The sequence below is a fragment of the Sedimentitalea sediminis genome, assembly GCF_042687825.1.
Classification (GTDB): Bacteria; Pseudomonadota; Alphaproteobacteria; order Rhodobacterales; family Rhodobacteraceae; genus Sedimentitalea.
This window is the reverse complement of record NZ_JBHUQE010000010.1, coordinates 81,377-101,954: the sequence shown is the minus strand read 5'-3', so window position 1 is coordinate 101,954 and position 20,578 is coordinate 81,377. Positions and strand designations below refer to the sequence as shown.

Below are 20,578 nucleotides of genomic sequence, written 5' to 3'. Positions count from 1 at the left end.
AGAGCCGCAGATCCGGAAAACCGTCACGCCGATCAGGGACATGCGGGGGCAGGGTTCGCTATTCACCCTCGAACGCGCACAGCGCGTGCACATCCATGCCCAGGTCTTCCAGCACCTTGCGACCGCCCAGATCCGGCAGGTCGATGACAAAGGCGCAGGACACGATTTCGCCGCCCAGCCGTTCCACCAGCCGGATGCCGGCGGCGGCGGTGCCGCCGGTGGCCAGCAGATCGTCGACCACCAGGATCTTTTCGCCGGGCAGGATCGCGTCATCATGGATCTCGACGATGGCTTCGCCATATTCCAGCGTATAGTCTTCGGAAATAACGGTGCCGGGCAGCTTGCCCTTTTTGCGGATCGGCACGAATCCCACCGACAATTGGTGCGCGATGGCCCCGCCCAGGATGAACCCGCGTGCCTCCAGTCCCACTACCTTGTCGATCCGCATCCCGGCATAGGGGTGCAGCATCTGGTCGATCGCCATGCGAAACCCGCGCGGATCGGCAAACAGAGTCGTCACGTCGCGGAACATGATCCCTTCGTGGGGGAAATCGACGATGGTGCGGATATAATCCTGAACGGTGGTCTTTTTGGGCATGGCGGTCTCTCGAAATTTTCCGGGTCAGGGCGGTGTCGCCGATCGCCCCGTGTTTCGCAAGAGGGCGGCGGTCAGGCCGGTCGCCGCAGCAGGGCGGTGGCCAGCCCCATGACGATCAGTGCCAGACCGCCGGCACGGGTCAGACAGGTTGTCACGCCGGGCCGGGCGATAGAGCGGCGCAGCCGGTCGGCCAGCAGCGCATAGGCCAGCGCATTCAGCCAGGCCAGCGTGACGAATGTGGCGATCAGAATGGCGAATTGCGGTGCCAACGCGGTCTCGGGGCGCAGAAATTGCGGTACGAAGGCGATGAAAAAGGCGATGGATTTCGGGTTCAGCGCGGTCACCCCCGCGGCATGGGCAAACACGCCGCGCGCGGTTACGGTGCCCCGCGTCGCTGTCGGAATCGGCCTGGCGCCGGGTGCGCTGCGCAGCAGTTTCAGTCCCAGCCAGATCAAATAGGCCGCCCCGGCCCATTTGAGCAGGGTAAACAGGCTGGCCGAGGCCGCCACCACGGCCCCCAGCCCGGCCAGCGACGCGGTCATCGCAATCAGATCCCCCAGCGCCACCCCGCCCGCCGAGGCCACCGCGACACCGCGGCCCTGGGACAGGGCATAGCTGAGCACCAACAGCACGGTCGGGCCGGGGATCAGCAGCAGCGCGGTCGAGGCGGCGACAAAGGTTATCCAGAGATCAAATGGCATCGGATCGGTTCTTTCATCGGGGCGTGGGTTCGGTCACCGCGCGCCTCAGGGTTTCGAAGGGGCCGCGTTTGGTGATCAGGCCCCAGATGCGGGCATACAGCGCCGCCAGACCGCAAAAAAAAGCAAGACTGCCCCAGAACACCTGCGGCGAAGACAGCGCGCCATTCATCCAGCCCAGGGCCCGCATTGCCCCCATGCCCGGCACGATATGCGCCACATACAAGGTCCGAGTCTGCCGCCGCGGCACGGCCGATCATTGCCCAAGCAACAGCGCCTGCAGACCCGGGTGACATTCAGGCCGTGCAATCTCATCCAAGAACGCGGCCCGCCACGGCATTGAGTTTCCTGACCAGCGCCGGATCGCGGGCTTCGGGGGCGGTCAGGATGGCGTGATCCAGCGCCCGGTCGCAGCCACAGGGACAGGGTGCGCGATCCGCTCCCAGCAGGGCGGGCAGGCGGCCGACCAGATCCCGGCCCTTGTCCGCGTTGCCCGTTAGAGTGGCAACAATCTCGGCGATGTCGACTTCGCCATGATCCGGATGCCAGCTGTCGTAATCGGTGATCATGGCGACCGAGGCATAGCACAGCTCGGCCTCGCGGGCGAGCTTGGCCTCGGGCATGTTGGTCATGCCGATCACGTCGCAGCCCCAGCTTTCGCGATACATGCGGGACTCGGCCAGCGTGGAAAATTGCGGCCCCTCCATCGCCAGATAGGTGCCGCCGCGATGCACCGTGATACCGGCGGCGCGGGCCGCGGTCTCGCAGGCATCGCCCAGCCGCGCACAAACCGGATGCGCGAGGCTGACATGACCGACGCAGCCAGTGCCGAAAAAGCTTTTGTCGCGGGCGATCGTGCGGTCAATGAACTGATCGACAATCACGAATTCGCCCGGCGCCATTTCGGCGCGAAACGAGCCGCAGGCCGAGACGCTGATCACGTCGGTCACGCCCAGCCTTTTCAGCGCGTCGATATTGGCGCGATAGGGCACGGTGGCCGGCGCATGCACATGCCCGCGCCCGTGGCGCGGCAGAAACGCCATCTCGATCCCGTCCAGCCGCCCGGTCATGACCGCGTCCGATGGCGCCCCCCAAGGGCTCTCGACCCGGGTCCATTGCGCGTCCTGAAGGCCGTCGATCTGATAGACTCCCGAGCCGCCGATAATGCCGATTTTCGTTTGGGTCATGGCAATTCCTGTGTTGCTGCCCGCGCAAGTTGGCGGGCGGGCGCGGGGAAATCAACCGCTTAGACCCGCGGCGTCGGGCGCGCAGGTGCCATGATCTCAGTGCATGGCGGATTTTCGATAGGCCGCATGGCTTTTTCGGGAAATTCCGGGTATCACGCTCCCCTTTGCTGCGCGAACAGCCCGTAAACGACAGGAACTTCCCATGCCCCGTGCTCTTCTGGCGTCCTTCGCCAAACGACTTGCGATGCCCGACCTGCGCTGGATGCCCGATGACGGGCTGACCCCGTCGCGCCTGCGGATCGAGTTGCTGGCCGGACTGACGGTGGCGCTGGCGCTGGTGCCCGAGGCGGTGGCCTTTGCCTTTGTCGCCGGGGTGCATCCGCTGGTCGGGCTTTACGCTGCCTTCCTCGTCGGCCTGATCACTGCACTGATCGGTGGGCGGCCCGGCATGATCTCGGGGGCCACCGGCGCGCTGGCGGTTGTGATGGTGGCGCTGGTGGCGCAGCACGGGGTGGAATATCTGTTCGCCACCGTCGTGCTGATGGGACTGTTGCAGATATTCGCCGGCATCATGCAATGGGGAAAGTTCATCCGGCTGGTACCACATCCGGTGATGCTGGGCTTTGTCAACGGGCTGGCGATCGTGATCTTTCTGGCCCAGCTTGGCCAGTTCAAGGTGCCCGGCAGCATGGAGAACACCGGCCATGGCATGTCGGGCGGCGAATGGCTGAGCGGGTCGCAGCTGTATCTGATGCTCAGCCTGGTGGCGCTGACCATGGCGATCATCTGGGTGATGCCGCGGATCACCCGTCTTGTCCCGGCACCGCTGGCGGGGATCGGCATCGTCGCGGCACTGGTGATCGCGGTGGGGTTGGACGTGCCGCGCGTCGGCGATCTGGCCTCGATCCAGGGCGGGCTGCCCAGCCTGCATATCCCGATGGTGCCGCTGACCTGGGAAACCTTTGAGATCATCCTGCCATATGCGGTGATCCTGGCCGCGATCGGGCTGATCGAAAGCCTGCTGACCCTGAACCTGGTCGGTGAAATCACCGGCAGACGCGGCGGTGCCAGCCAGGAATGCATCGCCCAGGGCCTGTCCAACACCGTGACCGGGTTCTTTGGCGGCATGGGCGGGTGCGCGATGATCGGGCAATCGATGATCAACGTCAAATCCGGCGGCCGCACCCGGGTGGCGGGGATCGCCGCGGCGCTGTTCCTTCTGATCTTCATCCTGTTCGCCGCCCCGGTGATCGAACTGATCCCGCTGGCCGCACTGGTCGGGGTGATGTTCATGGTGGTGATCGGTACCTTTGCGTGGAACAGTCTGACTATCCTGCGCAAGGTGCCGCTGACCGACGCCTTTGTCATCCTGCTGGTCACCGTGGTCACGGTGATGGAGGATCTGGCCGTCGCCGTCGTCGTCGGCGTGATCGTCTCGGCCCTGGCCTATGCCTGGAACAACGCCCGGCGCATTCACGCGGTCACACGGGAATCGGCCACCGAAAAGGGCGCCAAGGTGTACGAAATCCAGGGTCCGCTCTTTTTCGGGTCTTCCGATGGTTTCGTCGAACTCTTCGACGTGGCCAACGACCCGGACAGCGTGATCATCGATTTCGCCGAAAGCCGGGTGGTGGACCAGTCGGCGCTGCAGGCCATCGAGGCGATTGCCGGCAAATACGAAGCCGCCGGCAAGAACATCAAGCTGCGCCACCTCAGCCGCGACTGTCACCGGCTGCTGACCAAGGCGGGACACCTGATGGTCGACAGTGACGACGACCCGGATTACGAACTGGCGGTGGATTACTCGGTGCGCACCGGTATCCTTGGCGGGCACTGAGACCGCATGCAGAGAAATAGCAGGGGGTGACACCCCTAGACCCCCTGTACACCCCTCCGACACCGCCACAGCGCGGCACTTATTTGTCAGTCAGGCACCCCGGGTCTGCGAAACATCGGCGTTCGGCGCAAAAAGCGGCGTTCTTCTGGCCAAGTCACGCCGCAGCGCCGTTTTCCCGGATCGGCCGTTCGTGCCTGTCAAAATGCCACAGCATCTGTGTGGGAACACCGCGGCCGTCCCTTTGCCACGCCGTAAATGTGTCACAAAGGCGTGGCGGCCTGGGCCGCGTGCAGAACACCGTCGATGCGGCGCCAAGCCGACGGGCGGCATGACGCCGGATCATTCAGCCCTTGATTGAGCAGGTCCTGATCCCGAAGATCGAATAGATCGGGCAGGTCCCAATGAGACCGGTCGCAAGCGGTACGATCCCGATCAAGCCCCACATCGTCTGCGGGCCAACAAAAACGATGGACAGCAGCGCTAGGCCGACGATGACGCGCAGGATGCGGTCGATCTTTCCTTCATTCCGTGTCATTTCTTTGCTCCTTTGAAATCTGACTGCAGCGACCCTACCGCAGTGATCGCGGCACTGACGGTGACACTGTCACCGCGAGTCTGCGACAATCTGTTCCAAGGTGCGTTTATCGATGATGCAAACGCCGTGGGTCCGCTGTTCGACAAGGCCCTGTCGGGCGAATGCTGCAAGTCGTCGGCTAACATAGGCGCGACCGGACGCGGTTTCCGCCGCCAGCGATGCATGAGACGACCGCACAAGTCCCTCATCGTCTGCAAGTTTCAGCAACGTCTTGGCCAGTCGGGCATCAAATGCTGTCAGGGCCACGTCTTCGACCAGTTCCTGATATTCGGTGAATCTGAGCGCAACCGACGCGAGGACCGCCTGGCGAAAATCCTTGTCATCCTCCAGACGTTTTCGGAATTCACGCGCCGGTATCATCTCGCCTTCGATATCGGCCTCGACGATGCCCTCGGCCCCGTAGACCCTGCCATCCACCAGACAGGAGAAGGTTTGCAGGCAGACCTCTCCGGGCCCAACGCGATAGAGGACCACCTCTCGCCCCGAAGCGCCGGACAAGGTTACGCGGATCGACCCTGACTTGAGGCTCAGAAAGCCGGGGCATTCCTGACCAGGGCTGAAGATAGACTGGCCCACCGGGGCTTTGAAGTTTCTTGCCAAGATGAAATCCAAGATCTGCAATGTTCGTCGATGCAACGACCTGACACTGACACGGGCGTTGATTCAATACCCAATGGCCGGGGACTGGTCCGCTCGATGAAATGAGTCTCCGTTGCGGGCGTGGGGTGCCGCCATGCGGTTCAGAAAGAGGCCCGAAATCCCTGCAATGGAAATGCCGTCGAAGGTCACCGACAACCAGCTCCCAGAGGAGGCTGGGTCAAGGCGGGCCTAGCCCTCGCCCGGGCGGGTCATCTCGAACAGGTCGGTGACGCGAGCATAGTCGCGATAGCCCAGCCGGGACAGCGGCTGAAAGGTTGTGACATCGAACCGGCCGTCGCGAATGCAGTCATCGCGCATGTGGATTCCAGTGACCTGGCCCAGCACCAGCCGGTTGGCCTGACCCGGCAGGTCGATGATCCGGGTCAGGCGGCATTCCAGGGCCGCCGGGGCGCCCTGAACGCGGGCGCAGTCGATGGTCTCGCACGGGATCGGCGTCAAGCCGGCGGCGTCGAATTCGTCCGCGCCCTTGGCCAGCGCCGCCGAGCTGGCATTCATCGCGTCGCGCGCGGCGTATTCGACGATATTGACGCAGAATTCGCCGGTTTCCGCAATGTTGGCAACGCTGTCCTTGGTGCCGTCCTGATCCGGTTTCGCACCGGTCGAGGCGAACATCACCTGCGGCGGCACATAGGCAATCGCATTGAAAAAGGAATAGGGCGCCAGGTTGTTGGTGCCATCCGCCGCCCGGCTGGAGATCCAGCCGATCGGGCGCGGCGTGACGATGGCGTTAAAGGGGTTGTGCGGCAGCCCGTGGCCGTCTTCGGGGCGGTAGAACATGCAACTCTCCGATGGTTTGCCCCAGACTTAGCGGCGTGCTAGGGCGAATTCCACCACGGAACGCTGAATGGACGCCCCGCGTGATTGAACTGAGAGCTGAAACCCGGGACGACTGGTGGGACGTCGAGGCGTTGTTTGACCTGTGTTTCGCACCGGGGCGCGAGGCGCTGTCCTCGTACCGGTTGCGCGACGGCGTTGCGCCGGTGCCGGGCCTGTCGCTGGTGGCACGCGACAGCGACCGCATTCTGGCCGGCGCGATCCGGTTCTGGCCGGTGCGGGTCGGCGGCGCACCGGCGCTGCTGCTGGGGCCGGTGGCGGTGCATCCGACGCATCAGGGCGAAGGGCTGGGGGCGGTGCTGATCCGCGACGGGCTGGCCGCGGCCCGCGACAGGGGCTGGCAGCGGGTCATGCTGGTCGGGGATGCACCCTATTACGCGCGTTTCGGTTTCACGCCGCTGCGCGGGGTCGAGATGCCGCCGCCGACCAATCCCGAACGGGTTCTGGGGCAGGATCTGACCCCCCGCGCCTGGGCCGGGGTCGTCGGCAATGTCACGCGGTGGGAGGACGACGCGCATTGAAAAGCGCGCCGGCAATGCCGATCTTGGTTCTGTCCCTTTGAAAGGAACGGAAGAGTCGGATGAGCGAAATCGTGACTGTCGGACCGGTGGATGTCGATGCGGAACTGGATCGGTTGGCCGCCAGATACCGCGCCGCCAGCGGCGTCGGCCTGCAGATGCTGACTCTGCTTGGCGGTCAGGCCGAAGGGCTGATCGACAAGCTGCCCGCAGCCGTTCGGGCCGGGCTGGGGGGCGCGACGGAACAGGCATTGACGCTGGCGATGGCGGCGGCACAGCGCTCGCGCAGCGTCGTGCCCGAGCAGAAGCCCTGGGTCAATTCGGCGGTCACCACGGCAATGGGCGCGGCCGGCGGGTTCGGCGGCCTGCCCACGGCGCTGGTCGAGCTGCCGGCGACGACGACGGTGCTGTTGCGCGCCATTCAGGACGTGGCCGCCGAACACGGCTTTGACCCGGCGGCGGAGAATGTCCAGTTCGACTGTATCCGGGTCTTTGCAGCATCCGGTCCGCTGACGGTCGATGACGGGGCCGATCTGGGATTTCTTTCGCTGCGCCTGACGCTCAGCGGCGGCGGGCTGCACAAGCTGATCGCCGCGGTGACGCCGCGGCTAGCGGCGGTGCTGGGGCAAAAGTTGGCTACCCAGACCGTACCGGTTCTGGGAGCGGTGGCGGGTGCCACCGCGAACTATGTCTATACCAGCTATTACCAGCAGATTGCGCATGTTCATTTCGGTCTGCGCCGGCTGGCCATCAACGGCGACGTGCCGCATCGTGATCTGGTTCAGCGTCTGACAAACCGGATGCAGCCGGGAATTGGTTAATGCAGATGTAGATCGTTTACCATTTGGTAACACAAAATATGGAGAGTTTCCGCAGATATTTGGTGAAATTCGGGAAACGGCGTTGTAGCCTTGAAACAAAAAGGTGCGGAGCGCGGGTAGGAAACATGCTGATCAAGCAATTGCCGATTACCATCAAGGCATCACACAAAAGCGATGTGCGCAGCCAGTTCGCTGCCCTGTGCTATCGCGTCCAGCGCGACAGGCCACAGATCCTGCTGGTGACGTCGCGCAGAACCGGGCGCTGGATCGTTCCAAAGGGCTGGCCGATGGACGGGATGACCCCGGCGCAATCCGCCGCGCAAGAGGCTTGGGAAGAGGCCGGTGTTGTCGGTAAGCCGATCGACCGTTGTCTCGGTCTATATTCCTATTACAAGGTCCTGAATGCGGTCGGCGGGCTGCCTTGCGTTGCGATGATCTATCCGGTGCGGGTCAAGTCGCTGGTGCGTGACTTTCCCGAACGGTATCAGCGCCGGCGCAAATGGTTTTCGCCGAAAAAAGCAGCGGCCCGGGTCACCGAACCAGAACTGGCCCGCATTTTGCGGGACTTCGATCCGAAAATTCTGGGCTGAAGTATGCAATTTTCTTGATTTGTCAATCTGGCCGATATCTAATCGGGTTTCATTTAAGTAAATTTTGCGATGATTCAATACGCGTTAAAATGTGCAGACGGACACAGCTTTGACAGCTGGTTTCAGTCCTCTGAGGCCTATGAAAAGCTGGTGGCATCGGGAATGATCGCCTGTGCGGTCTGCGGTATCTGCAAGGTCGAAAAGGCGGTCATGGCCCCCCGCGTGCGCGCCGCGTCCGACGCCGCGATCGACGCGACGCCGCCTGCGCCCGGTACCCCCCTGACGCAACCCGCCAATGCCAAGCAGCAGGCGCTGGCCGAACTGCGCCGCCGGGTCGAGGACAATTCCGACTATGTGGGGGTGAATTTCGCCGACGAGGCGCGCGCCATGCACGAGGGCAAGGTGCCCGAGCGCGCGATCTATGGCGAGGCCAAAGTGGACGAGGCGCGCAAATTGCTGGATGAGGGCATCTCGGTCGCGCCGCTGCCATTCCTGCCCAACCGAAAGACCAACTGAGACCGTCCGCAGCAGTCTGCGGGCCGCCTGAACCCGGGCCGACCGCGACCGGATCAACGCCGCCGAATTGCGGATATTCACGGTTTGGCCGGTGGGTTTCGCCGCCGGCAACCCGGTTTGTCCACTTGCCCTTGGCCCCCCCCTCGCATAAGAGGCGGGCAATTGACAGCCAAGGCGCAGGGAAAGGCTCGGATCATGCCCGTTCTCGTGATGAAATTCGGTGGCACTTCGGTCGCCAACCTCGATCGCATCCGCCGTGTGGCGAAACGCATCGGCGTCGAGGTGGCCAAGGGCTATGACGTCATCGTCATCGTCAGCGCCATGTCCGGAAAGACCAACGAACTGGTCGGCTGGGTCGAAGAGACCTCGCCGCTGTTTGATGCCCGTGAATTCGACGCTGTGGTCAGTTCGGGTGAAAATGTCACCGCCGGGCTGATGGCGCTGACCCTGCAGGAAATGGACGTGCCGGCCCGCAGCTGGCAGGGCTGGCAGGTGCCGGTCAAGACCACGGCGGCCCATGCCGCGGCCCGCATCGAGGACATACCGACCGATAATATCATGGCCAAGTTCGGCGAAGGCATGCGTGTCGCCGTTGTGGCCGGGTTCCAGGGCATCGGACCCGATGGCCGCATCACCACGCTGGGCCGGGGCGGCAGCGACACCACCGCAGTGGCCTTTGCCGCCGCCTTCGAGGCCGAACGCTGCGACATCTATACCGACGTGGACGGGGTCTATACCACCGACCCGCGGATCACCGACAAGGCGCGCAAGCTTGACAGGATCGCCTTTGAGGAAATGCTGGAACTGGCCAGCCTGGGCGCCAAGGTGCTGCAGACCCGCTCGGTCGAACTGGCGATGCGCTACAAGGTCAAGCTGCGGGTCCTGAGCAGTTTCGAAGAACAATCCGACACGGCCGGCACGCTGGTCTGCGATGAGGAGGATATCATGGAATCCAATGTTGTGGCCGGTGTTGCCCATTCCCGCGACGAGGCCAAGATGACGCTGTTGTCGGTGGCCGACCGCCCGGGTATCGCGGCGACGATCTTTACCGCCCTGTCCGATGCCGGGGTGAATGTCGACATGATCGTGCAGAATATCAGCGAAGAGGGCCGCACCGACATGACCTTTTCCTGCCCCACCGATCAGGTCAAGCGGGCCGAAAAGGCGATGGCTGAGATCAAGGATCAGGGCGTTCTGAACTTTGGCGAATTGCTGGCCGACACCGATGTGGCAAAGGTCTCGGTGGTCGGAATCGGCATGCGCAGCCACACCGGTGTGGCTGCCAAAATGTTCAAGGTGCTCTCGGCCGAGGGTATAAACATCAAGGTCATTACAACCTCCGAGATAAAGATTTCGGTGCTGATTGACCGGAAATACATGGAACTTGCCGTGCAGGCCCTGCATGATGCCTTTGAACTGGACAAGGCGGCCTGAGCGCAATCCGCTTGGGCTTTCCTGCTGCAAGGAATTGAACCCGGCGTATGGCAGACCATACTGAAACCGAAAGCCGCAAGCTGCTTGGCCGCTTGCGCGACGCCATGGCCAGCGATGTCGCCGGTCAGGCGCGGCTGGACAAGATCACCCATCTGATTGCCGACAGCATGGGCTCCGAGGTCTGCTCGGTCTACCTGTTCCGCGACGAGGAAACCCTGGAACTCTGCGCCACCGAAGGGCTGGATTCCGCCGCCGTGCACCATACCCGGCTACGCCTGGGCGAAGGTCTGGTGGGCAAGGTCGCCCGGACCGGAAAGACGGTCAACACGCCCAATGCCCCTGCAGAACAGGGGTTTCGCTATATGCCCGAGACCGGGGAAGAGAAATTTTCATCCTTTCTCGGCATCCCGATCCAGCGTCTGGGCGAAAAGCTGGGCGTGCTGGTCGTGCAGTCGCGCGAGGCCCGGACCTTTACCGCGGATGAGCTCTATGCACTGGAAGTCGTGGCCATGGTCATCGCCGAGATGACCGAGCTGGGGGCCTTTGTCGGCGAGGGCGCGGCCCTGTCCGCGCGGCACCAGCAGCCGGTGCTGTTTCGCGGCACCACCGCGCAGGAAGGGGCCGCCGAGGGCCATGTCTGGCTGCACGAACCGCGCGTGGTGGTTGCGAACCCGATTGCGGACGACCCGAATCGCGAACTGGAACGGCTGCTTGAGGCCGTCGAGGAATTGCGGGTTGGCGTCGACCGGATGCTGGAAATGTCGCGCAGCGGCGACAAGGAGCAGCTGCAGGTGCTCGAAGCCTATCGCATGTTCGCCAATTCCAAGGGCTGGATGCGCCGCATGGAAGAGGACATCAGCCGCGGGCTCAGCGCCGAAGCTGCCGTGGAAAAGGAACAGTCTCAGGCGCGGGCGCGCATGTCGCAGGTCACCGATTCCTATTTGCGCGAGCGTCTCAGCGATCTCGACGATCTCAGCAACCGGCTGTTGCGCATCCTGACCGGGCAGGGCACCGAGACCGGGGCCGACCTGCCGGCGGATCCAATCCTGGTCGCGCGCAACATCGGTCCCGCCGAGTTGCTGGAATATGGCCGCAACCTGCGCGGCATCGTGCTCGAAGAAGGTTCCGTCGGCAGCCATGCCGCCATCGTCGCGCGGGCGCTGGCGATACCGCTGATCGTGCATGCCGGCCGTATCGCCACAGAGGCGTTGAATGGCGACCACATCATGGTCGACGGCGATCAGGGCGCGGTACACCTGCGCCCGGAGGAAAGCGTGGTGGCCGCCTTTCGCGACAAGATCGCCATGCAGGCCAAGGCGCAAGAGCGCTATGCCTCGATTCGTGACAAGCCGGCCAAGACCCGTTGTGGCACCAAGTTGACCCTGACGATGAATGCCGGCCTGATGGCGGATCTGCCGTCGCTGGTCGGATCGGGCGCCGAAGGAGTCGGCCTGTTCCGCACCGAGTTGCAGTTCCTGATCCGCAACCAGATGCCCAAGCGCATGGAACTGGCCGAAATCTATTCGCGGGTGCTGGATTCAGCGCATGGCAAGCGGGTCGTGTTCCGCACCCTGGATATCGGTTCGGACAAGGTGCTGCCCTATATGAAGCCCAATGACGAGCCGAACCCGGCGCTGGGCTGGCGCGCCATCCGGGTCGGGCTGGACAAGCCGGGTGTGATGCGCATGCAGCTGCAGGCGCTGATCCGCGCCGCCAAGGGGCGTCCGCTCACCATCATGTTTCCCTTCGTCGCCCAGTACGAGGAATATCTGGCCGCGCGTCACGAGGTTGACAAGGCCATCGCCCGCGAACGGCGGCTGGGCCATGTGCTGCCGGAAAAGCTGGAGATCGGCGCGATGCTGGAAACGCCATCGCTGGTTTTTGCGCCCGAGCGGTTCTTTCAAGAGGTCGAATTCCTGTCGATCGGCGGCAACGACCTGAAACAGTTCTTTTTCGCCGCCGACCGCGAGAACGAGCGCGTGCGCCGGCGCTATGACACGCTGAATGTCAGCTTTCTCAGTCTGATCGAAAGGATCGTCGAGCGCTGCAGGCTCAGCAACACACCGCTCAGTTTCTGCGGCGAGGATGCCGGGCGACCGATCGAGGCGCTGTGTCTGGCGGCGATTGGCATCCGCTCGTTGTCCATGCGCCCGGCCTCGATCGGGCCGGTCAAAAGCCTGTTGCGCCGCAGCAGCCTGGAAGAGGTGCGCCAGGCCATCGACACCGCGCGCGAGCGCGGCGATCAGTCGGTGCGACCTGCGGTGATGGAATTGCTGCGCACCCAGATCTGATCGCCCCGGGGCCTCTCAACAAGACGGCGGGTTTCCGCCTCGTGTGGCGATGTGCACGATTGCCGTCCAGCAGTGCGCGGCGCGGGCGCCATAGAACCGAGCAGGGCTGTATCGCATTGACGTCAGCCACGTTCGGAACAGCATCCACGCAGACCGACATGGTTGTGTATTTGTTGGCGTTTGTCGCCAAAGTGGTATTTTCGCGCCGTCCTCTCTTGGTGGCGCAAGGGGTTGAAAAACCGGCGCGCCGCCCTCGCAAAAACCCGGGCGGTGGCTGTGGAAAACACGGTGGACGACTTTACCCGGCAGACCGTGGAATTTTCGGTTCGTTCCGCGTAGCGCGGCCGGTCATCGCGACCTGGCCAGCCTTCGGCGGGCGCAGTGTTACGTTTTCGAGCCTTCGGTATTTTTCAAATTTTAACAGAAACTTGTCTTTTGAAATGAATGTCGGAAAAATGTCATGGCAGCGGCGTTCGGCCCGCTTGAGTCTATTGGATGCCGTGCATGCCGGTTATTCTGCAACAGCGGGTCGCCGGGTGGGAAAGGCACGGTTCGTCGGATCACAAATCGCTGTTGCCTTGCCGTTATGCGCTCTGGCCAGATGTCATGCCCGTCGGGGCGCCTGTAATGATTGCGGACCGGTTGTCAGGTATGTGCGGACGATTTGCCATAACGTTGCCCAGCGATGCCAGGGCTCGGCTGTTCGACGCCCGTCCGGCCAATGCCCTGACCGATCCCGTCTTTCACCGCCCCGCCTGGCACGCTAGAGGAAGGCATGTCACAACGCTATGATACCCTGCCGGCACTGTTGAACCACGGCTTTGACACCGTGATCGACGTGCGCAGTCCGGCCGAATATGCCGAGGATCATCTGCCCGGTGCCATCAACCTGCCGGTGCTGGACAATCGCGAACGTGCCGAGGTCGGTACGATATATGTGCAGCAAAGCCCGTTTCTGGCCCGCAAGATCGGCGCGGCGCTGGTGTTTCGCAACGCCGCCCGCCACATCGAAACCGCCCTGCGCGATCACGAGGGCGGCTGGCGGCCGCTGGTCTATTGCTGGCGCGGCGGTCAGCGCTCGGGGTCGTTCACCTGGATGCTGGGCCAGATCGGCTGGCGGGCCGATGTCATCGAGGGGGGGTATCGCACCTATCGGCGGCTGGTGAACACGGCGCTTTATGACCGGGTTTTGCCGCACCGGCTGATCGCGCTGGATGGGTATACCGGCACCGCCAAGACCGAGCTTTTACATCGGGTTCGGGGGCAGGGCGGTCAGGTGCTGGATCTCGAAGGTCTGGCCGGCCATCGCGGTTCCTTGCTGGGGCAGCGTTCCGGCGGGCAGCCCAGCCAAAAGGCGTTCGAATCCCGGCTGGCGCTGGCGCTCGAAGCGCTGGATGCGGCCCGGCCGGTGCTGATCGAGGCGGAATCCAGCAAGATCGGGCAACTGATCATTCCGCCCAGCCTGTGGGCGGCAATGAAACAGGCGCCGCGCATCGCGATCACGGCGCCGCCCGAGGCGCGCACTGCATATCTGGTGCGCGCTTATGACGATATCCTGTCGGATGCCGAGCTGCTGGAGACGCAGTTGACCAAGCTGCGCCCGCATCGCGGTCATGCGGTTGTGGATGGCTGGCTGGAAAAGATCGCGGCGGGCGACAAGGCGGGGCTGACCCGGGCGCTGATGCAGCAACATTACGACCCGTCCTATGCCAAGTCGCGCAAGGCGGTGGATGCGCCGGTGATCGCGCACCTGCAGACCGAGCGGCTGGACGCGGCCGGGCTGGGCCGCATCGCCGACCGGATTGTCGCGCTGCTGCGCAACCCGCCTCAGCCCTCGGCCAGCGCCAGCTGAACCGGCCCTTCGGTCAGCACGCCGATGCGCGCCGCCGGATAACCCGCCTCGCACAGCCGCGCCAGCAGCGCCGCCGCCCGGTCCGGGGCCACGGCGGCCAGCAACCCCCCCGCGGTTTGCGGGTCGAACATCAGATCGGCTGCCCCGCCCGTGGGCAGGCCTGGGACCAGGGCGCGGTTGTCGGCGAACAGCGACGAACGCGTGCCTGCCTCGGCCAGTTCGCGCGCCCCGTCCATCAGCGGAATCGCCGCCAGATCCAGCCGCGCGCCGGTGCCCGATGCGTCGCACAGGCCATGCAAGTGACCGGCCAGGCCAAAACCGGTGACATCGGTCATGGCATGGGCCTCGGCCAGAATGCGCGCAGCCTCGGCCTGCGATTGCGTCATCTGCGCGATCGCCGCCGCGATCCAGCCGCCTTCGGCCTGACCGGCCATCTCGGCGGCCATCAGAACGCCGCTGCCCAGGGGCTTGGTCAAGAGCAGCACGTCGCCCGGCAACCCGCCGGCCAGGGTGATGGGCGGCTGCGGGCAGGTTCCGATGACGGTAAAGCCCAGGGTCAGTTCGCTGCCCGTCGAGGTGTGGCCGCCGACAATCTCGGCCCCCACCGCGCGCATCGTTTCTGTTGCGGTCTGCATGATTTCGCTCAGCGTGCGGCGCTGCAGCGGCGTGGACAGGCGCGGCAGGATCACCGTGGCCGTTGCGGCCTGCGGTTGGCCTCCCATGGCCCAGATATCGCCCAGCGCGTGGATGGCGGCAATGCGTGTCATCACCACCGGATCGGCGATGAAGGCGCGCAGGTGGTCCGTGGTCATGACCTGCCGCACCCCGCCGGTATGCAGCACGGCGGCATCGTCGCCCGGCAGGGCGGTGATGTCCGTCCGGTCGCTGTTCTGCAGGCCGTCCAGCGCGCCGCGCAGCGGCGCGCGCCCGACCTTGGCGCCACATCCGCCACACATCGGCTTGTCGCCCAGTGCTTCGGCCAGCCCCTGCGTGTGAACCGCGGGCAGATCGGCCGCGCCCATGGCGGGCAGATCGCGGAACCGGTTCATGAACTTGCGGTCGATATGGTCCTTCCAGCGCCACATCAGCGCGCCGCTCAGAGGGCGGCCAAACCGCTCGGCCACGGCGCGCTTGCCGCCCAGCGATACCAGTTTCAGATAGTCCTTTTGCGCCCGATAGGGGCGCATGCGGCCGCCGATCAGCGAGGCACAGAGATTGTCATAGAGAACCGGTGCCTGGCGCACCGCATAGACGCCGGCCTTGGGCCGCGGTGATTGCGTCAGGTGGGCGCAATCGCCGGCGGCAAAGACCGCCGGGTCGCTGGTGCGCAGATGCGCGTCGACCTCGATGAAGCCGTCCTTGTGCCGCAACCCGGTGCCGGCGATCCAGCCATGCGCCCGCGCCCCGGCCGCCCCGGTGACGAATTCGGCGGCGATGGTGCGCCCATCGGCCAGAATTACCCCTTGGGCGGTGATCCCGGTGGCCTCGGCGTTTTCCAGCAGGGTTACATCCAGGGCCGTCATGTCCGCGCGGATCCGCGCCGCGGCGGCGGTACTCAGAGCGCTCAGCGCCTTGGCCCGGTCGATCAGCGTGACCTGGCCTTGCCGGTTCCGGGTGCGCAGCGCGTGCGCCATGGCCATGGCCAGTTCGGCCCCCGCGACGCCGCCGCCCAGCACCGCCACCCGGGCCGGGCCGGCCCCGGCAACATAGTCTGACCAACGCGCAGCAAAGGGGCCGAGCGGCTTGGCCGGAACCGCATGCGCGGCGAACCCCGGCAGGGCCGGCATGTCCGAGGTAATGCCGATATCGATGGAACAGACGTCAAAGCCGATCGGTGGCCGCCCGGGCACCCGCACCTGACGCGTCTGCAGGTCGATATGCTCGGCCGCCCCCAGAATGACCCGCGCGCCGGCGAACCGGGCCAGCCGCACCAGGTCGATATCCAGATCGCGGCGGGTGTAATGCCCGGCGACATAGCCCGGCAGCATGCCGGAATAGGGGGCCGTGGGACCGGGGTTGATCACCGTCACCCGGGCGCCGGGCACCGGGCGCATGCCCCAGGCCCGCAGGACCAGGGCGTGGGTATGGCCGCCGCCGATCAGGACCAGGTCATGTGTCAGGGGAAGATCGGGATGCTGCATGCGCGCGTTCTAGCCGCTTTTGGCCGGCACACAAGGCGTCGCGGCGCCGATCCGGGCGGCGGCGGTTCTGAAAACGCGATTGTGAGTGTTCAACGCGACCGAACCGCGGCAGGATCAGCGAAACAACGACCGGAGTCCCGACATGACCAGACATCTGCGCGCCATGGCGCTGATGGCCCCGATCTGGGGACTGATCGGAATTGGCGCAGCACTGGCGCAGGACCTGTCCGCCCGCCCGGGCTGGGTGGTGCAGGCCAGCGACAAGCCTTACGAGGCGCTGATCGGCGCGGTGAAATCCGCGACCCGCGCCAACGGTATGGGGGTCGTGACCGAGGCCGGCCCAACCGGCGCCGCGGCCAGCCGCGGCATCACCATCCCCGGCAACCGGGTCATTGGCGTTTTCAACAACGATTTCGCGGTGCGATTGCTGGCCCTGTCGACGGCGGCGATGATCGAGGCACCGATCCGCTTTTACGTGACCGAGAACGCCGATGGCAGCGCAACGCTGGCCTACAAGACCCCCAGCCATGTGCTGGCGCCCTATCTGGACGAGGGCGGGGCAGAGCTGGGCGATCTGGCGGCGGCCCTGGACGCACGTTTTGCGGCAATCGCGGCGGCGGCGCTGCAATAGTCACACTGGCGTGAGCGGGGTTGCGGCGCGGGCCTTGGCGGGCATTCTGCCGCGACACCCCAGCCGGCGGAGCCCCCTGATGACCGATCCGACCCCCTTGCGCGCTGCCGATGTCCTGGCCCGGCGGCTTTACGAGGCCGGCTGTCGCCACGCCTTTGGCATGCCCGGCGGCGAAGTGCTGACCCTGGTTGACGCGCTCGAAACCGCCGGCATCGCCTTTCATCTGGCGAAACACGAGAATGCCGCCGGTTTCATGGCCGAAGGGGTGCATCACCGCGACGGGGCGCCGGGCATTCTGGTCGCGACCCTGGGGCCGGGGGCGCTGAACGGGGTCAACGTGGTGGCCAATGCGCATCAGGACCGGGTGCCGATGATCGTGCTGACCGGATGCGTCGATGCCGACGAGGCGCTGACCTATACCCATCAGGTGCTGGACCATCAGGCGGTGTTCGGACCGATCACAAAGGCCAGCTTTCGCCTGACCGCCGCCGGGGCGGACACCATCGCCGACAAGGCGGTCGCCATTGCCACCGAACCGCGCCCCGGGCCGGTGCATCTGGACGTCCCGATCAGCGTCGCCGATGCCAGGGTTGCCCCGGGGCCGGTGCGCCGCCGCAGGCCCGCCAGCCCGGTGGCACCGCAGGGGGCCGATCTGGCGTTGGCGCGGCAATGGCTGGCCCGGGCCGAACGGCCGCTGGCGGTGATCGGACTGGACATGCTGAGCGGCGATCATGGCTGCATCCTGCGCGCCTTTCTCGAACATTTCCGAATTCCGTTCGTCACCACATACAAAGCCAAGGGTATCGTCCCCGAAGACCATCCCCTGTGTCTGGGCGCGGCCGGGCTGTCGCCGGTGGCCGACGGCCATCTGCTGCCGCTGGTGCGGCAGGCCGATCTGATTCTGGCCATCGGTTACGACCCGATCGAGATGCGTCCCGGCTGGCGCGAGGCGTGGGATCCATCCCGGCAGCCGGTGATTGATATCGCGGCGGTTGCCAACACCCATTACATGCACCAGGCGGGGCTGAATTTCGTTGCCGATCCCGGCGCAACGCTGGAAACTCTGGCGCAAGGCGCGAAATCGCGCGCGACCTGGCCCGGTGGACAGCCCGATCAGACCCGGGCGGCGCTGGCGCGGGCTTTTCCGACGGATGACGACTGGGGGCCCGCCGCCGTCATCGCCGAGGCGCGCGCGGTTCTGCCGCCGGACACGCTGGCCACCGCCGACAGCGGTGCGCATCGCATCCTGCTGTCGCAGATGTGGACCTGCCGGACGCCGCGCGACCTGGTCCAGTCGTCGGGTCTGTGCACGATGGGCTGCGCCGTGCCGCTGGCAATCGGCCTGAAACTGGCCGCACCCGATCGCCCGGTGGTCAGCTTTTCCGGCGATGCCGGGTTTCTGATGGTGGCCGGCGAACTGGCCACCGCCGCCGAGCTGGGCACCGCAGCGATCTTTGTCGTCTTTGTCGATGCCAGCCTGGCTCTGATCGAATTGAAGCAGCGGCAGCGGCAGATGGCCAATCGCGGCGTCGATTTCGCCCGCCACGATTTCGCCGCCCTGGGGCAGGCGCTGGGCGGCAACGGTGTCACGGTGCATAACCGCGCCGATCTGCGGACGGCCTTGCAGCAGGCGATGAGCGCAGACCGTTTCACCGTCATTTCGGCGCAGATCGATGCCGCGGCCTATGACGGCCGGCTCTAGCGCGGACGGGTCCGGGCGCTGACGCCGATCGGGCGCCGAGCCACCCGAATCGTCGCGCCCATAGCGCTGAGATACGGGCTGCGGGTGTCGTTTTCTGTTGGGGCAATTCGTCCCGGCGGAGCCGCGCGCGCGGCATTCTGCCCAAAAGGTTGCAGATGTCGGCGATTTTCCTCGCATCGGCAACACGTGATTTCACCAATGCGCGAGCATCTGCCATAGCGATATTTCAACGGCTTACACTCTGATAGTCCCAGTACCAGTACCCCAGTGTTAAACAGAATTGGACACAGCATGCAGCACGACGTTTTTGGCCAGCCGACCAGCCTGGAACTGGCCGGCAGTTGCGCGGACTGGAATGCCGCGATGCTGGGGTTTCTGGCGCATGCCGCCGTCACGCCACAGCATCTGATGTCGGTCCTCGCCGCCGAGCCGGGCTTTGCCCTTGGGCACGCGGTCAAGGGCATGTTCTATCTGCTGCTGGGGCGGCGCGAACTGGTGGCTGTCGCCGAGACCGATCTGGCCGCGGCACAGCGCGCCATGGCCGAGGGGCATGTGCTGCCGCGCGAAGCGCTCTATGTGCAGGCGCTGCAGGTCTGGCTGCAGGGCCGGCCCAGCCAGGCGGTGCAACTGCTGGAACAGGTGCTGCGCGCCGACCCCGCCGATGCGCTGGCGATGAAGCTGAGTCACGCAATCCGGTTCGTGCTGGGCGACGCCACCGGCATGCGCCGGTCGGTCGAGCGGGTGCTGCCAGCCTATGGCCCGGACCATCCGGGGCATGGCTATCTGCTGGGCTGCCACGCTTTTGCGCTGGAAGAGACCGGCGACTATGACCGCGCCGAAATCGCTGGTCGTCAGGCGCTGTGGACCGCACCCGACGATGCCTGGGGGCTGCATGCGGTGGCGCATGTGCATGACATGACCGGCAATGCGCGCAAGGGCCTGGACTGGCTGGCCGGGCGCGAGACCGCCTGGGCGCATTGCAACAATTTCCGATACCATGTCTGGTGGCACAAAGCGCTGATGCATCTGGATCAGGGGCAGATCGATGCGGTTCTGGACCTGTATGACACCGCCATCCGCGCCGACAAGACCGACGATTACCGCGATATTTCAAACGCCACCTCGCTGCTGACCCGGCTGGAACTGGAAGGCGTGGATGTCGGCGACCGCTGGGTCGAACTGGCCGACCTCAGCGCCGCCCGCACCGAAGACGGCTGTCTGGTCTTTGCCGATCTGCATTACCTGCTGGCCCTGGGTGCGGACAATCGCCCGGCCGAGCTGGGCCGCCTGCTGCAACGCATGCACCGCGATGCCAGGGCCGGTGAAACCGAGATGGCCGAGCGCATGGCCCGCCCGGGTCTGCAGGCGGCGCAGGGGCTGGAAGCCTTTGGCGAGGGCCAGTACGGGACCGCTTTTGTCCATCTGTCGCAGGCCCGTACGACCCTGCAAAAGGCAGGCGGCAGCCATGCCCAGCGCGACGTTTTCGAGCGGCTGACCATCGACGCCGGACTGCGGGCCGGACTGCTGGATCAGGCCGAGGCGATCCTGGACCAGCGCCGCGATCAGCGGGCCGGGGCCGAGGACGCATTTGCCGCAGCCCGGCGCGAAATAATCGCTATCGGACGGAACGAATCCGGTGCACAGAGCGTTCCGGCCCAGTGAGTCCCCATGGG

At 65.1% G+C, this 20,578-nt stretch carries 19 protein-coding genes; 11 read left to right on the top strand and 8 right to left on the bottom strand.

Annotation, left to right across the window (positions count from 1 at the left end; all coding sequences use genetic code 11):
• Positions 1-58 precede the first annotated feature (58 nt).
• The 4 genes from ACFMPD_RS10375 to ACFMPD_RS10360 form a co-directional block, all read right to left on the bottom strand.
• Entirely contained in the window at positions 59-598 is a 540-nt protein-coding gene (locus ACFMPD_RS10375) for an adenine phosphoribosyltransferase (protein WP_380993843.1), read from the bottom strand.
• 71 nt (positions 599-669) lie between these two features.
• Entirely contained in the window at positions 670-1,299 is a 630-nt protein-coding gene (locus tag ACFMPD_RS10370) for a LysE family translocator (RefSeq protein WP_380993841.1), read from the bottom strand.
• Between the two features lie 13 nt (positions 1,300-1,312).
• A complete protein-coding gene (locus ACFMPD_RS10365; RefSeq protein ID WP_380993839.1) occupies positions 1,313-1,516 on the bottom strand; it encodes a hypothetical protein in 204 nt (67 codons plus the stop codon).
• 91 nt (positions 1,517-1,607) lie between these two features.
• Positions 1,608-2,483, bottom strand: coding sequence for an S-methyl-5'-thioadenosine phosphorylase (locus ACFMPD_RS10360; RefSeq protein ID WP_380993838.1), 876 nt, complete (start codon positions 2,481-2,483; stop codon positions 1,608-1,610).
• Between the two features lie 202 nt (positions 2,484-2,685).
• Between ACFMPD_RS10360 and ACFMPD_RS10355 the strand changes: the two genes are divergently transcribed.
• Positions 2,686-4,320, top strand: a complete 1,635-nt coding sequence (locus tag ACFMPD_RS10355; protein WP_380993837.1) for a SulP family inorganic anion transporter — start codon at positions 2,686-2,688, stop codon at positions 4,318-4,320.
• 343 nt (positions 4,321-4,663) lie between these two features.
• Here the strand turns inward: ACFMPD_RS10355 and ACFMPD_RS10350 are convergent, their stop codons facing one another.
• From ACFMPD_RS10350 to ACFMPD_RS10340, 3 genes are all read right to left on the bottom strand, one after another.
• The gene (locus ACFMPD_RS10350; RefSeq protein WP_380993835.1) at positions 4,664-4,855 is read right to left on the bottom strand and encodes a YgaP family membrane protein; all 192 of its coding nucleotides are present in this window, start codon (positions 4,853-4,855) and stop codon (positions 4,664-4,666) included.
• A 69-nt stretch (positions 4,856-4,924) separates the two neighbouring features.
• On the bottom strand, positions 4,925-5,527 hold the full coding sequence (locus tag ACFMPD_RS10345; protein ID WP_380993834.1) for a Crp/Fnr family transcriptional regulator: 603 nt from the start codon (positions 5,525-5,527) through the stop codon (positions 4,925-4,927).
• Between the two features lie 216 nt (positions 5,528-5,743).
• Positions 5,744-6,352 (bottom strand): flavin reductase family protein, encoded by a 609-nt coding sequence (locus ACFMPD_RS10340; protein ID WP_380993832.1) that lies wholly within the window; start codon positions 6,350-6,352, stop codon positions 5,744-5,746.
• Between the two features lie 80 nt (positions 6,353-6,432).
• Between ACFMPD_RS10340 and ACFMPD_RS10335 the strand changes: the two genes are divergently transcribed.
• The 7 genes from ACFMPD_RS10335 to mnmH all read left to right on the top strand — a co-directional run bounded on the left by ACFMPD_RS10335 (position 6,433) and on the right by mnmH (position 14,431).
• Positions 6,433-6,930, top strand: a complete 498-nt coding sequence (locus ACFMPD_RS10335) for a GNAT family N-acetyltransferase (protein WP_380993830.1) — start codon at positions 6,433-6,435, stop codon at positions 6,928-6,930.
• Between the two features lie 59 nt (positions 6,931-6,989).
• Positions 6,990-7,748, top strand: coding sequence for an EcsC family protein (locus ACFMPD_RS10330; RefSeq protein WP_380993829.1), 759 nt, complete (start codon positions 6,990-6,992; stop codon positions 7,746-7,748).
• A gap of 125 nt (positions 7,749-7,873) precedes the next feature.
• Entirely contained in the window at positions 7,874-8,338 is a 465-nt protein-coding gene (locus ACFMPD_RS10325) for an NUDIX hydrolase (protein WP_380993827.1), read from the top strand.
• A 69-nt stretch (positions 8,339-8,407) separates the two neighbouring features.
• The gene (locus tag ACFMPD_RS10320; RefSeq protein WP_380993825.1) at positions 8,408-8,854 is read left to right on the top strand and encodes a DUF1178 family protein; all 447 of its coding nucleotides are present in this window, start codon (positions 8,408-8,410) and stop codon (positions 8,852-8,854) included.
• A gap of 195 nt (positions 8,855-9,049) precedes the next feature.
• On the top strand, positions 9,050-10,288 hold the full coding sequence (locus ACFMPD_RS10315; RefSeq protein ID WP_380993823.1) for an aspartate kinase: 1,239 nt from the start codon (positions 9,050-9,052) through the stop codon (positions 10,286-10,288).
• 47 nt (positions 10,289-10,335) lie between these two features.
• Positions 10,336-12,579, top strand: a complete 2,244-nt coding sequence (gene ptsP, locus ACFMPD_RS10310; RefSeq protein ID WP_380993821.1) for a phosphoenolpyruvate--protein phosphotransferase — start codon at positions 10,336-10,338, stop codon at positions 12,577-12,579.
• Between the two features lie 775 nt (positions 12,580-13,354).
• Positions 13,355-14,431, top strand: a complete 1,077-nt coding sequence (gene mnmH, locus ACFMPD_RS10305) for a tRNA 2-selenouridine(34) synthase MnmH (RefSeq protein ID WP_380993820.1) — start codon at positions 13,355-13,357, stop codon at positions 14,429-14,431.
• Here the strand turns inward: mnmH and selD are convergent.
• Complete coding sequence (selD, locus tag ACFMPD_RS10300; protein WP_380993818.1) at positions 14,407-16,572, bottom strand: selenide, water dikinase SelD; 2,166 nt, start codon at positions 16,570-16,572, stop codon at positions 14,407-14,409. The two genes, mnmH and selD, sit on opposite strands and share 25 nt — an antisense overlap.
• Positions 16,573-16,714: 142 nt before the next feature.
• Between selD and ACFMPD_RS10295 the strand changes: the two genes are divergently transcribed.
• The 3 genes from ACFMPD_RS10295 to ACFMPD_RS10285 all read left to right on the top strand — a co-directional run bounded on the left by ACFMPD_RS10295 (position 16,715) and on the right by ACFMPD_RS10285 (position 20,567).
• Entirely contained in the window at positions 16,715-17,203 is a 489-nt protein-coding gene (locus ACFMPD_RS10295) for a DUF302 domain-containing protein (RefSeq protein ID WP_380993817.1), read from the top strand.
• A gap of 79 nt (positions 17,204-17,282) precedes the next feature.
• Complete coding sequence (locus tag ACFMPD_RS10290) at positions 17,283-18,905, top strand: thiamine pyrophosphate-binding protein (protein WP_380993816.1); 1,623 nt, start codon at positions 17,283-17,285, stop codon at positions 18,903-18,905.
• Positions 18,906-19,196: 291 nt separating this feature from the next.
• Positions 19,197-20,567, top strand: coding sequence for a tetratricopeptide repeat protein (locus ACFMPD_RS10285; RefSeq protein ID WP_380993814.1), 1,371 nt, complete (start codon positions 19,197-19,199; stop codon positions 20,565-20,567).
• The last annotated feature ends 11 nt before the right edge of the window (positions 20,568-20,578 follow it).

Bases quoted from the DNA above. Each gene is read 5' to 3' on its own strand.
- ACFMPD_RS10315 (WP_380993823.1), top strand. From the start codon at position 9,050: ATGCCCGTTCTCGTGATGAAATTCGGTGGCACTTCGGTCGCCAACCTC.
- ACFMPD_RS10355 (WP_380993837.1), top strand. From the start codon at position 2,686: ATGCCCCGTGCTCTTCTGGCGTCCTTCGCCAAACGACTTGCGATGCCC.
- ptsP (WP_380993821.1), top strand. From the start codon at position 10,336: ATGGCAGACCATACTGAAACCGAAAGCCGCAAGCTGCTTGGCCGCTTG.
- ACFMPD_RS10340 (WP_380993832.1), bottom strand. From the start codon at position 6,352: ATGTTCTACCGCCCCGAAGACGGCCACGGGCTGCCGCACAACCCCTTT.
- ACFMPD_RS10370 (WP_380993841.1), bottom strand. From the start codon at position 1,299: ATGCCATTTGATCTCTGGATAACCTTTGTCGCCGCCTCGACCGCGCTG.
- ACFMPD_RS10325 (WP_380993827.1), top strand. From the start codon at position 7,874: ATGCTGATCAAGCAATTGCCGATTACCATCAAGGCATCACACAAAAGC.
- ACFMPD_RS10295 (WP_380993817.1), top strand. From the start codon at position 16,715: ATGACCAGACATCTGCGCGCCATGGCGCTGATGGCCCCGATCTGGGGA.
- ACFMPD_RS10290 (WP_380993816.1), top strand. From the start codon at position 17,283: ATGACCGATCCGACCCCCTTGCGCGCTGCCGATGTCCTGGCCCGGCGG.
- ACFMPD_RS10375 (WP_380993843.1), bottom strand. From the start codon at position 598: ATGCCCAAAAAGACCACCGTTCAGGATTATATCCGCACCATCGTCGAT.
- ACFMPD_RS10320 (WP_380993825.1), top strand. From the start codon at position 8,408: ATGATTCAATACGCGTTAAAATGTGCAGACGGACACAGCTTTGACAGC.
- ACFMPD_RS10360 (WP_380993838.1), bottom strand. From the start codon at position 2,483: ATGACCCAAACGAAAATCGGCATTATCGGCGGCTCGGGAGTCTATCAG.
- ACFMPD_RS10350 (WP_380993835.1), bottom strand. From the start codon at position 4,855: ATGACACGGAATGAAGGAAAGATCGACCGCATCCTGCGCGTCATCGTC.
- ACFMPD_RS10285 (WP_380993814.1), top strand. From the start codon at position 19,197: ATGCAGCACGACGTTTTTGGCCAGCCGACCAGCCTGGAACTGGCCGGC.
- mnmH (WP_380993820.1), top strand. From the start codon at position 13,355: ATGTCACAACGCTATGATACCCTGCCGGCACTGTTGAACCACGGCTTT.
- selD (WP_380993818.1), bottom strand. From the start codon at position 16,572: ATGCAGCATCCCGATCTTCCCCTGACACATGACCTGGTCCTGATCGGC.
- ACFMPD_RS10330 (WP_380993829.1), top strand. From the start codon at position 6,990: ATGAGCGAAATCGTGACTGTCGGACCGGTGGATGTCGATGCGGAACTG.